This is a genomic window from Microbacterium sp. MMO-20 (assembly GCF_037147735.1).
In the GTDB taxonomy this organism is placed as follows: domain Bacteria; phylum Actinomycetota; class Actinomycetes; order Actinomycetales; family Microbacteriaceae; genus Microbacterium.
In genome coordinates this window covers 148623-162843 of the sequence record NZ_JBBCUU010000004.1, presented here as the reverse complement: position 1 = coordinate 162843, position 14221 = coordinate 148623, and the positions used below count along the sequence as shown (strand labels likewise).

Below are 14221 nucleotides of genomic sequence, written 5' to 3'. Positions count from 1 at the left end.
CCGCGGCCGGATGCTCAGCCCTGCTGGATCCGCGGGCCCGCCTCGAGCGTGCGCTCGTATTCGCGCTGCGCCTCGCGGTTGAGTTCGCTCATGCGGCGACCGCGCGCTGCCACCCACGCACCGAACCAGATCGTGAGCTCTCGGCCCACGACGAACGCGACGATCGCGAGAGGCGCGAGCAGCTGGCCCTGGACGACCTCCTGCCCCTGCCGTGCCGTCAACTGCCAGAACGGCGCCTGGAAGAGCTGTCCGAGCAGGTGCCCGCCATAGGATGCGGCGCCCACGAGCAGCCCGAAGATCACCCAGTGCCCCCACCGGCCGCGGTTGATGATGGCGCCGAGCAGCCAGAACGCGAGGTAGAACACGACCACGGGAACCCAGAACCACCACGACGTCAGCGCGGAGGTCGCTTCGGTGCCGAAGTTCGACGAAGTGACACTGCCGTCGAGGGCGCGCAGGCCGAGGGCCGCTGCGAGGTAGAGGACGCCGAAGGCGACGGCGGCGAGAAGGCCGATGAGGCCGGCCGCGCCACGGTTGCCGCGCGGCCGCGGCGCTTCGGGAGCCTGAACGAAGATCGGCTGGGGCGCGGGGGCGAGGGGAGCCGCAGCGGGCGCGACGACCGCCGGCGCGACGACCTCCGTGGGTGCGTCCGAGGGAGTCGAGTAGGCGCCCGGAACGTACGTCTCATCGACCGGGTCGTCCGCGTAGAGGCTGCCGTGGACGGGGGCCACGGGTTCGGCGACGACGGTCGCGTCCGTCGGCTCGGAGGGCGTGACGACCGGATCAGCGGTCTGCTCGGCAGGGGCGGACTCCACGGGCTGATCGTGTGCGCTCACTTCACGCTGCGCGGCCTCGGCGTGGGCGAGGCCTTCGTGGGCGCTCGCGACCGCGTCGTCGGCCGACGTCGCCGACTCACCGGCGGTGGCGTCGGTGACGCGGTCCGTCTCGGGTACCGGCTCGCCGTACTTGTGGTCGCTCATGGCGTTGCTCCTCACGCGGGGCGCGCGCCGCCGCACAGCGAGAGTAGCGCCCGCGGCACGCCACGCCGCGGAGCCTCGCCGGGTTTCCGCCCACCCGCCAGACTCCCGCCTCGCCCGCCTATCGTGGAGACATGGTTCGACCGTCTCGCACCGCCGTCGGCGCCGCCGCCGCGGTCGCCGCTCTCGCGCTCGCCCTCGCGGGCTGTGTCGCGGAGCCATCCCCCGCGCCGACAGGCGACTCCGCCTCCGCGGCATCCCCGCGCCCGACGCCGTCCGCGTCGCTCTCACCGTTTCCCATGGGCGCGTCCGTGTCGACGACGCCGCTCCCCGCCGATCTGCCGCAGGGGTGCCGTGACCTGCTGGATGCCGAGGTGCTGGCCCAGCTCGACGGCGTACCGCTGAACGCCCCGGGCATGGGCGGGGGCATCCGCGAGGACAGCGCGCGCGTCTGCGTGTGGGGTGAGCCGGGGGCCGCGACCACCCGGCTCGTCACGGTGATCGGCTACTCGCCCGAGCGGGAGGCGCGCGACGCGCTGTACGCGCTCGGCGAGGACGGATTCACCTGCTACGAGCCGCAGGGCGGCATCCGCTGCGAGAAGACGTGGACCGACCCGAACCTGCCCGTCGAAGACGGCCGCACGCTCTTCTGGCGCGACGGCGTCATCGTCGACACGCAGTACTCGAACCTCGCGCCGACCGGCTACACCGACGCCGTGATCGCGGCACTCTGGCCTGTCGGCGGGCGGACGCCGAAGCCCACCCCGAGCGCCACGCCGTAGCTCAGCCCCAGACCCGGTCGCCGGTGCGGCGGACGTACTCGGCAGGATGCCACGCTTGCTCGCTCGTCGACAGCCACAGACCGCCGCCGGCCTCGATCGTCTCGACGAGGTCGCCGTCGGTGCGTGTGCACCGCGTGCGGTCGCCGTCCGCTTCGCACGCGAATCCTGCGCCGGGGAGCGCCGCCGCGGCGATGGCCCCGGCATCCGTCGGCACGGTCGCGAGTGTCGTGGAGACCGCGCCGGCCTCGGCGTGCCATGCACACGTGAAGAGCACCTGGGGCTGGAGCGCCTGAACGAGGGCGGTCGCGGTCGAGACGGGGGCATCAGCCGACGGGGTGAGCACCGAGCCTGGCGCGAAGCGCATCGTCGCCCAGAGGGCCGAGTCGTAGAGGCCGGCGCACTCGGTGGGCACACCCGCCTCGGCATCCCCTCCGGAGCCTCCGGCATCCGGCGCGCTCGTGGGCCGGTTCACGGTGTCGCCGACCCACGCCACCGTCGCCGGGATCAGCGGAAGCGCGAGGAACGCGAGCACGCCGACGATCCCGAGGCACACGAGCCCCACGATCCACGCGAACGCGGCGTTCCTGCCGCCGACCTTGGCCATGCCTTCAGCGTAGGGCGCGCACGCGAAAGGGCGGCCCCGCAACGCGGGACCGCCCTTTCCGTGCGGTTCGGAAACCGGCTCAGTTGTACTCGGTGGAGAAGCCGTCGGTCGTGAAGCTGTCGAAATCGACGTAGCTCAGGTCGGCGTCGCTGTACGCGCCGTCCGAGGCGAAGATGCGGTTGGGGTACCGCTCGCTCTTGGCCTCCTCCGTCGCCTCGACCGTGACGTTGCGGTACTTCGCAAGACCGGTTCCGGCGGGGATGAGCTTTCCGATGATGACGTTCTCCTTGAGGCCGACGAGCGGGTCGCTCTTGCCCTCCATCGCCGCCTGGGTGAGCACGCGCGTCGTCTCCTGGAACGATGCCGCGGACAGCCACGACTCCGTCGCGAGCGACGCCTTGGTGATACCCATGAGCTCCGGTCGACCCGACGCGGGGCGCTTGCCCTGTGCCACGGCCTCGCGGTTCATCTGCTGGTAGCGCTTGAAGTCGACCAGCTCGCCCGGCAGGAGGTCGGTCTCGCCGTGGTCGACGACGGTGACCTTCCGCAGCATCTGGCGCACGATGACCTCGATGTGCTTGTCGTGGATCGGCACACCCTGCGAGCGGTACACGCCCTGCACGCCGCCGACGAGGTACTTCTGCACCTCGCGGGCCCCCTGCACACGCATGACCTCCTTGGGGTCGAGCGTTCCGACCTGCAGCGGCTGGCCGACGGTGACGTGCTGGCCGTCCTCGACCAGGAGCGTCGCGCGCTTGAGCACGGGGTAGACGTGCGGCTCGTCGCCGTTGTCCGGCGTCAGGATGACCTTCTTGGCCTTGTCGGTCTCATCGATCGTGATGCGACCGTCGGCCTCGGCGATCGGCGACGCGCCCTTGGGGGTGCGCGCCTCGAACAGCTCCTGCACGCGCGGCAGACCCTGCGTGATGTCGTCGGCGGAGGCCGAACCACCCGTGTGGAACGTACGCATCGTCAGCTGCGTGCCGGGCTCACCGATCGACTGGGCGGCGATGATGCCGACCGCCTCGCCGATGTCGACGAGCTTGCCGGTCGCGAGCGAGCGGCCGTAGCACTTGGCGCAGACACCGACGGCCGAGTCGCATGTGAGGACCGAGCGGACCTTGATGGTCTCGACCCCGGCATCCACCAGCTTGTCGATCAGCACATCGCCGACGTCCTCGCCGGCCGAGGCGACGACCTCGCCCGAAGGCGAGACGACATCCGCGGCGAGCGTGCGGGCGAACACCGAGTTCTCCACGTTCGCGTCGCGCACCAGCGTGCCGTCGGCACCGGGAGCGGCGATCGTGAACTCGAGGCCCTTCGTCGTGCCGCAGTCGTCCTCACGGATGATGACGTCCTGCGAGACGTCGACGAGTCGACGCGTCAGGTAGCCGGAGTCGGCGGTCCGGAGGGCCGTGTCGGCCAGACCCTTGCGGGCACCGTGCGTCGCGGTGAAGTACTCCGCGACCGACAGCCCCTCGCGGTACGAGGAGATGATCGGGCGGGGCATGATCTCACCCTTGGTGTTGTTCACCAGGCCTCGGATACCCGCGATGTTGCGGATCTGCAGCCAGTTACCACGGGCGCCCGAGGACACCATGCGGTTGATGGTGTTGTCCGCGGGGAAGTTCGCCTTCATCGCGGCCTGCACCTCGTCGGTCGCCTCGGTCCAGATCTTGATCTGCTCCTGACGACGCTCGGCGTCGGTCACGAGACCCTTCTCGAACTGGCCCTGCACCTTCTGCGCCTGCTTCTCGTACTTGGCGATGATCTCGCCCTTGTTCGGAGGCGTGAGCACGTCGGAGAGTGCGACGGTGACGCCCGAGCGCGTGGCCCAGTAGAAACCGGCGTCCTTGATGCGGTCGAGCGAAGCCGCGACCTCCACCTTCGGGTACTCCTCGGCGAGCTTGTTCACGATCTGCGACAGCTTGCCCTTGTCGGCCTGCTCGCGAACGAACGGGTAGCCCTTGGGCAGCGTGTCGTTGAAGATCGCCTGGCCGAGCGACGCGTCCACGAGACCGTGGCGCTCGTAACCCTCGGGCGCTTCGCCCTCGAGGAACGAGAGACCGGGGATGCGGATGCGGACCTTGGCCTGCAGGTCGAGGGTGCCCTCGTCCTTCGCGAGGATCGCCTCGCCGACCGAACCGAACACGCGACCCTCGCCCGAGGCGCCCTCCTTGACCGTGGTCAGGTGGTGCAGGCCGATGATCATGTCCTGCGAGGGCAGGGTCACCGGACGGCCGTCGGACGGCTTCAGGATGTTGTTCGACGCGAGCATCAGCACGCGGGCCTCGGCCTGAGCCTCGACCGACAGCGGCAGGTGCACGGCCATCTGGTCGCCGTCGAAGTCGGCGTTGAACGCCGCGCAGACGAGCGGGTGCAGCTGGATGGCCTTGCCCTCGACGAGCTGCGGCTCGAACGCCTGGATGCCGAGGCGGTGGAGCGTAGGCGCGCGGTTGAGCAGCACGGGGCGCTCGCGGATGATCTCCTCGAGCACGTCCCAGACTTGCGCGTGCATGCGCTCGACCTGACGCTTGGCCGCCTTGATGTTCTGGGCGTGACCCAGGTCGATCAGGCGCTTGATCACGAACGGCTTGAAGAGCTCGAGCGCCATCTGCTTGGGCAGACCGCACTGGTGCAGCTTCAGCTGCGGGCCGACGATGATGACCGAACGGCCCGAGTAGTCCACGCGCTTGCCGAGCAGGTTCTGGCGGAAGCGACCCTGCTTGCCCTTCAGCATGTCGCTGAGGGACTTCAGAGCACGGTTGCCGGTGCCCGTGACGGGGCGACCGCGGCGGCCGTTGTCGAACAGGGCGTCGACGGCCTCCTGCAGCATGCGCTTCTCGTTGTTGACGATGATCTCGGGGGCACCGAGGTCGATCAGGCGACGGAGGCGGTTGTTGCGGTTGATCACGCGGCGGTACAGGTCGTTCAGGTCGCTCGTCGCGAAACGGCCACCGTCGAGCTGGACCATCGGGCGCAGCTCCGGCGGGATCACCGGGACGACGTCGAGGACCATGGATGCCGGGGACATGCCGGTCTGCAGGAACGAGTTGACGACCTTCAGGCGCTTGATCGCACGGATCTTGCGCTGGCCCTTGCCCTCGGAGATCTGCAGGTGCAGGTTCTCGGCCTCGGCCTGCAGGTCGAACGCCTGGAGGCGACGCTGGATCGACTCGGCGCCCATGTAGGCCTCGAAGTACTGGCCGAAGCGGTCCTGCAGCTCCTGGAAGACGTCGTCCTCCTGCTTGAGCTGGCCGACGGAGAGGCCCCGGAACTCGTCCCACATCCGCTCGAGCTTGGCGACCTGGTCGTCGGCGTTCTTGCGGATGGATGCCATCTCCTTCTCGGCGGCATCCTTGACCTTCTTCTTCTGGTCGGCCTTGGCACCCTCGGCCTCCAGGGCCGCGAGCTCCTCCTCCAGCTTCGCCAGACGCGTCGCGACGCGGGCGTCGCGGCGGTCGCCGACGTTCTTGATCTCGAGGCGCAGGTTGGCCTCGTGGGTCGGGAGGTCGCGGTGGCGCGCCTCCTCGTCGACCGAGATCACCATGTACGCGGCGAAGTAGATGACCTTCTCGAGGTCCTTCGGCGCCATGTCGAGGAGGTACCCGAGGCGCGACGGGACGCCCTTGAAGTACCAGATGTGGGTGACGGGCGCGGCGAGCTCGATGTGGCCCATGCGCTCGCGGCGGACCGAGGACTTGGTGACCTCGACGCCGCAGCGCTCGCAGACGATGCCCTTGAAGCGGACGCGCTTGTACTTGCCGCAGGCGCACTCCCAGTCACGGGACGGGCCGAAGATCTGCTCGCCGAACAGACCGTCCTTCTCGGGCTTGAGGGTGCGGTAGTTGATGGTCTCGGGCTTCTTGACCTCGCCGAACGACCAACGACGGATGTCGTCGGCGGTGGCCAGGCCGATGCGAAGCTGATCGAAAGTGGTGGACTCGAGCACTGGTTCTCCTGTGTCTCAGAAAGTTTCGTAAACCGCGGGTCAGATCTCGTCGATGGACGAGGACTCGAACCGGGTGGAGATGTTGATGCCGAGCTCCTCCGCCGCGCGGAAGGCCTCGTCGTCGGTGTCGCGCAGGTTGACCGCCGTGCCGTCGGCCGAGAGGACCTCGACGTTCAGGCAGAGCGACTGCATCTCCTTCATGAGCACCTTGAAGGACTCGGGGATGCCGGGCTCCTGGATGTTCTCGCCCTTGACGATGGCCTCGTACACCTTGACGCGGCCCACGATGTCGTCGGACTTGATCGTGAGGAGCTCCTGCAGCGCGTACGCGGCGCCGTAGGCCTCGAGGGCCCACACCTCCATCTCACCGAAGCGCTGGCCGCCGAACTGCGCCTTACCACCGAGCGGCTGCTGGGTGATCATCGAGTACGGGCCGGTGGAGCGCGCGTGGATCTTGTCGTCCACGAGGTGGTGCAGCTTCAGGATGTACATGTAGCCGACCGCGATGGGCGCCGGGAACGGCTCGCCGGAGCGGCCGTCGAACAGCTGCGTCTTTCCGGTCGAGTCGATCAGGCGATCGCCGTCGCGGTTGGGGAGCGTCGAGTCGAGCAGACCCGCGATCTCGGCCTCGTAGGCGCCGTCGAACACCGGGGTGGCGACCTTCGTGCCGGGAGCGGCCTCGCGAGCGGCCTCCGGCAGGTGCGCCGCCCACTCGGGGTTGCCCTCGACCTTCCAGCCCTGCTTCGAGATCCACCCGAGGTGGGTTTCGAGAACCTGACCGAAGTTCATGCGGCCGGGGATGCCGAGCGGGTTCAGCACGACGTCGACGGGCGTGCCGTCGGCGAGGAAGGGCATGTCCTCGACGGGGAGGATCTTCGCGATGACGCCCTTGTTTCCGTGGCGGCCCGCGAGCTTGTCGCCCTCGGTGATCTTGCGCTTCTGGGCGATGTAGACCACGACGCGGCGGTTGACGCCCGAGCCGAGCTCGTCGTCGCCGTCCTCGGCGTTGAACTCCTTGACCGCGATGATCGTGCCCTGCTCGCCGTGGGGAACCTTCAGCGACGTGTCGCGGACCTCGCGGCTCTTCTCGTTGAAGATCGCGCGGAGCAGCCGCTCCTCGGCGGAGAGCTCGGTCTCACCCTTCGGCGTGACCTTGCCGACGAGGATGTCACCGGGACGCACCTCGGCGCCGATGCGGACGATGCCGCGCTCGTCGAGGTCCTTCAGGAGGTCCGGGCTGACGTTGGGGAGGTCACGGGTGATCTCCTCCTTGCCGAGCTTGGTGTCACGGGCATCGACCTCGTACTCCTCGATGTGGATCGAGGACAGCGTGTCGTTCTTGACGAGGTCCTGGCTGAGGATGATGGCGTCCTCGAAGTTGTGACCCTCCCATGTCATGAACGCGACGAGCAGGTTCTTGCCGATCGCGAGCTCGCCGTTCTCGGTGGCGGGGCCGTCGGCGATGACCTCGCCGACCTCGACCCGGTCGCCCGCCGAGACGATGACGCGCTGGTTGTAGGAGTTGCCCTGGTTGGAGCGGTCGAACTTGCGGAGGAAGTAGTCCTTCGTGCCGCCCTCGTCCAGTTGCACGGTCACGACGTCGGCCGAGACCTCCATGACGACACCGGCCTTGTCGGCGGTGATGACGTCACCGGCGTCGATGGCGGCGTAGCCCTCCATGCCCGTTCCCACGAACGGCGAGTCGCTGCGCAGCAGCGGCACGGCCTGACGCTGCATGTTCGCGCCCATGAGGGCGCGGTTCGCGTCGTCGTGCTCGAGGAAGGGGATGAGGGACGTACCCACCGACACCATCTGGCGCGGCGAGACATCCATGTAGCCGATCTCGTCGCGGTGGAACATGTCCACCTCGCCGCCCTGGCCGCGACGGGCGAGGACGCGCTCGGTCGCGAACGATCCGTCGGCCTTCAGCTCGGCACCGGCCTGCGCGACGATGTAGTCGACCTCCTCGGAGGCCGTCAGGTAGTCGATCTGGTCGGAGACCTTGCCGTCGACGACGCGACGGTACGGCGTCTCGATGAAGCCGAACGCGTTGATACGCGCGAACGACGCGAGCGAGCCGATGAGGCCGATGTTCGGGCCTTCCGGGGTCTCGATCGGGCACATGCGGCCGTAGTGCGAGGGGTGCACGTCACGGACCTCGACGCCCGCGCGCTCGCGCGACAGACCGCCGGGACCGAGCGCCGAGAGGCGACGCTTGTGCGTCAGACCCGCGAGCGGGTTGTTCTGGTCCATGAACTGCGACAGCTGCGACGTTCCGAAGAACTCCTTGATCGCGGCGACGACGGGGCGCACGTTGATCAGGGTCTGCGGCGTGATCGCCTCGATGTCCTGCGTGGTCATGCGCTCGCGGACGACGCGCTCCATGCGCGACAGACCCGTGCGGACCTGGTTCTGGATGAGCTCGCCGACCGCGCGGATGCGACGGTTGCCGAAGTTGTCGATGTCGTCGACGTCGAGGCGGATCTCGGCGGGCTGGCCGTTCCGGATGCCGGGGATCGACGCGTCGCCCTTGTGGAGCGCGACGAGGTACTTGATCGTCGCGACGATGTCATCGACCGTCAGAACGGAGTCCGACAGCGGCTTGTCGAGGCCGAGCTTCTGGTTGATCTTGTACCGGCCGACCTTCGCGAGGTCGTAGCGCTTCGGGTTGAAGTAGAAGTTGTCCAGCAGCGCGCGGGCGGCCTCGGCGGCGACCTGCTCGCCCGGACGGAGCTTGCGGTAGATGTCGCGGAGCGCATCTTCCTTCGTGAGGATCGTGTCCTTCGACAGCGTGTCCTCGATCGACTCGTAGCCGGCGAACTCGTTCAGGATGTCCTCGCTCGACAGACCCAGGGCCTTGAGGAAGACGGTCACCGACTGCTTGCGCTTGCGGTCGATGCGCACACCGACCTGATCGCGCTTGTCGATCTCGAACTCGAGCCATGCACCGCGGCTCGGGATGACGCGCGCCGAGACGATGTCCTTGTCGCTCGTCTTGTCGGGGGTCTTGTCGAAGTAGACGCCGGGCGAACGGACGAGCTGGGAGACGACGACACGCTCGGTGCCGTTGATGATGAACGTGCCCTTGCCCGTCTGCAGCGGGAAGTCGCCCATGAAGACCGTCTGGGTCTTGATCTCACCCGTGAGGTGGTTCATGAACTCGGCCTCGACGTACAGCGGGGCGGCGTAGGTCTTGCCGCGCTCCTTGCACTCCTCGATCGAGTACTTCTCGGGCTCGAGGTACGGGTTCGTGAAGCTCAGCTGCATCGTCTCGCCGAGGTCCTCGATGGGCGAGATCTCCTCGAAGATCTCCTCGAGGCCGCTCTTCTCGGGCACATCGGTGCGTCCGGCGGCCTTCGCCTCCGCGACGCGCGCCTTCCACGCGTCGTTCGCGACGAGCCAGTCGAAGGACTCGGTCTGCAGAGCGAGCAGATCGGGGACCTCGAGCGTGTCCGTGATCTTGGCGAACGACAGGCGCGATGCGCCGCGGCCGTTCTTGGTGGTGGTGGTGGGATTGGTTGCGTTGCGCGCAGCAGCCAAGGGGATGACCTCCATGAGCCCGGGCGGGGGCTGGTTTCCTTGTCGTCAGGTGGAGTGCTCCGTTCCCACGCCTGCCACGCGCCGCCGTCTCTGACGAGTGGCGGGGTATCTGCAGACGCACGCCGACCACCATATGAGGGCATGGGGGAAGGGAGCGCAACTACCAACTATAGCCTCGGCGACGCGCCATGGCAAGCCGAATCCTTGACGAGTTTCGGATGCTGCGGTATAACCCCGCGCGCGCCGCCACCGCGGGCTCAGCGGACGTGGCGGAAGCGGATGACCGTGCCCGGGCGTGCCTGCGCGAGCGCGTCGCGCGCGGCATCCGCGACGACGGCGACGACGGGGTAGCCGCCGGTCACGGGGCCGTCGGGGCCGAGAATGACGGGCAGCCCGTCCGGCGGGACCTGGATCGCACCCGGGAGCATGCCCTCGCTCGGCAGCTCCCGCGAACCGTGTTCTGCGCGCGTGAGCGGTGTGCCCGCGAGACGGATGCCGACGCGATCGGCCGCGGCGGAGACGGTCCACGTGCGGGTGTAGAGGTCTGCGGCATCCGTGAACCAGTCCGCCCGCGGACCGGGAGCGAGGGCGATCTCGAGAGCGTCGGGCGGGCGACCCCAGGGATGCAGGTCACCCGGCGGGATCGGCGCGACGGGCGCGGGGTCGGCGAGCGCGACGCGGGTACCCGCGCTGAGCGGCGGCGGGCCGAGACCCGACATCGTGTCGGCCGAGCGCGAACCGGCCACGCGCGGCCCGTCGATGCCGCCCCGGACGGCGAGGTACCCGCGGACACCGTGGGTGAAGCCGTCGATGCGCAGTTCGGCGCCCCGCGGCCAGAGTGCCGCGGTGTACGGGTCGAGCGTTCGTTCGCCGACGTACGCCGTTCCCCACGCGCCGGTCAGCGCGATCCACAGGTCGACGTCGGCGACGGCGCGGAATCCGCCGAGTGTGATCTCGACGCCCGCCGCATCCTCGGAGTTGCCGACGAGCCGGTTCGCCGTCCGCAGCGCCGCGCGATCGGCGGCGCCCGCCGGCGCGATGCCTTCCGCACCGTGCCCCGGCCGGCCCTGATCCTGCACGGTCGAGAGCGATCCGGGTGACACCACGGTGAAAGCCGGCGCCCCTGCGCTCGCGCGGCCGCGGGAGGACACCCGCGCGGGCGGCACGGCCGGCGGGAGCAGCACACTCGGCGGGGTCGGCACGAATCGCACGCGCGAGCCCGGGGCGAGGAGGCCCGGGACCGCCCGGGTCGGATCGAACAGCACCGCGCCGGTCGTACCGATCAGCTGCCAGCCGCCCGGCGTCTCGCGCGGATACGCGCCGGTGAACTCCCCCGCGAGACCCACCGCGCCCGCCGGTACGCGCGTGCGCGGGCTCGCCCGGCGCGGCACGTCATAGGGCCAGTCGGCGCTCACGAGGTAGCCGAATCCCGGCGCGAACCCCGTGAACGCGACCGTCCAGACGGCGGCCGTGTGCTGGGCGACGAGCTCGTCCGGGGCGATGTCGAGGGCGGCCGCGAGGTCGGCGAGGTCCGGCCCGTCGTACGCGATCGGCAGCTCCACGATGGGAGGGTCGGGTGCCGCGGCATCCTCACCCCCGCTCGCGCCCGCGATCCATCTGCGTGCCGCGGCGAGGCTGAGAGCGTCCGGATCGATCTCGACGAGCACGGTGCGCGCGGCGGGGACGAGCCCGATGACACCGCGGGGGCGCGACACCGCGAGCGCGGCGTGGAGCGCGACCGCCTCGTCGAGAGAAGCGACCTCGGCGAGGAGCCCGCGATCACCGAAGGGGAGGATCCGTGGCGACCCGGCCGTGGAGGCGGTCGTCGTCGTCTTCACCGCCCGCTCCACGCACTCACCGCCACTTCACCACCACTTCACCACGGCGCGCGCACGGTGACGCCCGCGGCGTCCAGCGCGGCGCGAGCGGCGCGGGCGAGCATCACCGCTCCGGGCGAGTCGGCGTGGATGCACAGCGAGACGGCATCCGTGCGGATCACCGCGCCGTCCACTGAAAGGACGACGCCCTCGGTCGCGAGGCGCACGGCTCGTGCGGCGACCTCGGCGCCGTCATGCAGCAGGTCGCCCGGCTGCCCGCGGGGAACGAGCGCCCCCGACGCCAGGTAGCCGCGATCGAGGAAGGCTTCGCACCGGAACGGCAACCCCGCGTCGGAAGCCGCACGGGTGATCTCGCCGTCCTGCCCGAGGATCGACAGGGGCCTGCCGAGCCGGTCCGAGACCTCGGAGACGGCGGATGCCACGGCGCGCGCATGCGCGGCATCCGTCCGGATCGCGTGGTACAGCGCGCCGTGCGGCTTGACGTAGCGCAGGTCGGCGCCGGCATCCACGAGGGCCGCGATCTGCACGACGAGGACGGCCCGCAGATCCGGCTCCGCGAGGTCGAGGCGCACGCGGCCGAAGCCGGAGCGGTCGGGGTAGGACGGGTGGGCGCCGATCGCGACGCCGAGCCTCTCCGCGTGCGCCACAGCCGCACGCATGGACGTCTCGTCGCCGGCGTGTCCGCCGCACGCCACGTTCGCGCTCGACAGGAGCGGATAGAGCGCCGCGTCGTCGGCGGTGGGCACGCCGTCGACGGTCTCACCGAGGTCGGCGTTCAGGTCGATCGTCGCCATGCAGCCACGGTACCGGCCGGTCCGGGGCGCGGCGCATCGAGTGGGCGTGCACTTTCTCAGGAGCGGAGGCCACCCGGCCGCCGCGGCGGCGGCGCGGAACGGCGCCACACTACGGCGGTCGGCGGGCCCGGGCCCGCACCGTTCCTGAGAAAGTGCACGCTACCGTGGAGCAATGGCCCGCGCGCACGTCGACGAACCCGAGCAGGTGCGCCTGTCGGACGGCTCGCTGGCCCGCGTCGTGCCGAGCCGTTTCGCCGGCGGGTGGGAGCTGGAGGTCGACGGCACCCCCCAGTCGCACGTCGACCTCGACGATCCGACGCATCTGCACTTCGAGTACGTGGCACGCATGGGTGCCGTGATCGATCTGCTCCGGATGCCGCGCCAGCCCCTCACCGCGATCCACCTCGGCGGCGGCGCACTGACGCTCCCTCGCTACGTCGAGCACACGCGCCCGGGCTCCCGGCAGCAGGTGATCGAACTGGAGCAGCCGCTCATCGACCTCGTCCGTGAGCGTCTGCCGCTGCCGCGCGGGGCGCAGGTGCGGGTGCGGATCGGCGACGCCCGCGCCGTCGCCGCGAAGCTGCCCGCGGGCCTCGCCGGTGCCGCCGACCTCGTCGTGTCCGACGTCTTCGCGGGGGCGCAGACCCCGGCGCACCTCACGACGGTCGAGTACTACCGCGTGCTCGCGGGGCTGCTCTCGCCGGAGGGAGTTCTCCTCGTCAACGTCGCCGACGGGGCCGGGCTCGCTTTCGCCCGGCGACAAGTGGCGACGGTGCGCGCCGTTCTGCCCGAAACGATCATCCTCGCCGAGGTGCAGACGCTGAAGGGACGCCGCTTCGGCAACCTCGTGATCGCAGCCTCCCTGAATCCTCTCCCGACGGTGTGGCTGCCGCGGCTCATGGCCGCGGGACCGCACCCCGCGAAGGTCGCCGAGGGGCGCGAGATCGACGATTTCGTGCGCAGCGCGACGATCGTGACGGATGCCGATGCGACGGCGTCTCCGAAGCCGTCCGCCGGCCTTTTCGAGCGCTGAGCACCGCCGCGGCGAGCCCGGTCGGGCGGCGCGCCGACCGGGCTCGTCCGATGCGTCGCGCCGCGGGTGAGACTGGAGGCCGCACCGTCCGCGCGCGAAGGAGGATGCCGGTGAGCTACATCCAGGGATACGACCCGCACACCCTGCGTGAGATCGTCGACGTCTCCCAGTGCCGCGAGCGACTCGGCGAGCTCGGCGACCAGCGGTCGCTTCCGGCGCTGCTCGAGCGGGTGTGGCTGTTGAAGGTCACGGGCGAGTTCGACGAGGCGCTCGCCGTCTCCGAGCAGTCGGTGCGCGTCGCCCGCATGGGCGGCCCCCGGAAGGATCTGCTGCGCGCCCGCGTGCTCCACGCGACGGTGCTGCAGGCCCGCTCGGCGTATGCCGCGGCGATTCAGGAGCTGACGACGTGCGGCGAGGAGGCCGAGGGGCAGGGGTGGTCGGCGCTCGCGGCGTTCGCCTACCAGCACCGCGGCAAGGTGTTCTACGACTCCGGCGACTTCGTGAACGCGCGCGCCGATTTCAAGCGCGCGCTGTTCCTGCGCCAAGAGGCCGGCGCTCCGGAGGAGCAGCTCGAGTCGACGCTCGCCGCGATCGATGCCGCGGAGCGGCGACGCTCGGGCGCCCAGGTCGCGAGCTGACCCGCGGCCGAGGTTCGATGTCGTAGGTTTGTTCTACATTTCCTGCATGACCGGACGGTTGAT

9 protein-coding genes are annotated in these 14221 nt (G+C 70.0%); 3 read left to right on the top strand and 6 right to left on the bottom strand.

Annotation, left to right across the window (positions count from 1 at the left end; all coding sequences use genetic code 11):
- Nucleotides 1–14 precede the first annotated feature (14 nt).
- A complete protein-coding gene (locus WFI52_RS07805) occupies nt 15–980 on the bottom strand; it encodes an ABC transporter (RefSeq protein WP_336626646.1) in 966 nt (321 codons plus the stop codon).
- 131 nt (nt 981–1111) lie between these two features.
- Between WFI52_RS07805 and WFI52_RS07800 the strand changes: the two genes are divergently transcribed.
- Nucleotides 1112–1759: a hypothetical protein gene (locus WFI52_RS07800; RefSeq protein WP_336626645.1), complete on the top strand. Its 648-nt coding sequence runs from the start codon at nt 1112–1114 to the stop codon at nt 1757–1759.
- Between the two features lies 1 nt (nt 1760).
- Here WFI52_RS07800 and WFI52_RS07795 read toward each other — a convergent pair whose 3' ends face one another.
- From WFI52_RS07795 to WFI52_RS07775, 5 genes are all read right to left on the bottom strand, one after another.
- Nucleotides 1761–2363 (bottom strand): hypothetical protein, encoded by a 603-nt coding sequence (locus WFI52_RS07795; protein WP_336626644.1) that lies wholly within the window; start codon nt 2361–2363, stop codon nt 1761–1763.
- A 79-nt stretch (nt 2364–2442) separates the two neighbouring features.
- A complete protein-coding gene (gene rpoC, locus WFI52_RS07790; RefSeq protein WP_336626643.1) occupies nt 2443–6315 on the bottom strand; it encodes a DNA-directed RNA polymerase subunit beta' in 3873 nt (1290 codons plus the stop codon).
- 39 nt (nt 6316–6354) lie between these two features.
- A complete protein-coding gene (rpoB, locus tag WFI52_RS07785) occupies nt 6355–9855 on the bottom strand; it encodes a DNA-directed RNA polymerase subunit beta (protein WP_336626700.1) in 3501 nt (1166 codons plus the stop codon).
- A 257-nt stretch (nt 9856–10112) separates the two neighbouring features.
- A complete protein-coding gene (locus WFI52_RS07780; RefSeq protein WP_336626642.1) occupies nt 10113–11693 on the bottom strand; it encodes a 5-oxoprolinase/urea amidolyase family protein in 1581 nt (526 codons plus the stop codon).
- 38 nt (nt 11694–11731) lie between these two features.
- Entirely contained in the window at nt 11732–12487 is a 756-nt protein-coding gene (locus WFI52_RS07775; RefSeq protein ID WP_336626641.1) for a 5-oxoprolinase subunit PxpA, read from the bottom strand.
- Nucleotides 12488–12659: 172 nt separating this feature from the next.
- Here WFI52_RS07775 and WFI52_RS07770 point away from each other — a divergent pair, with 172 nt between their 5' ends.
- Together WFI52_RS07770 and WFI52_RS07765 are read left to right on the top strand one after the other, a co-directional pair.
- Entirely contained in the window at nt 12660–13520 is an 861-nt protein-coding gene (locus WFI52_RS07770) for a spermidine synthase (protein WP_336626640.1), read from the top strand.
- Nucleotides 13521–13630: 110 nt separating this feature from the next.
- Nucleotides 13631–14158, top strand: a complete 528-nt coding sequence (locus tag WFI52_RS07765) for a hypothetical protein (RefSeq protein WP_336626639.1) — start codon at nt 13631–13633, stop codon at nt 14156–14158.
- Nucleotides 14159–14221: the final 63 nt, after the last annotated feature.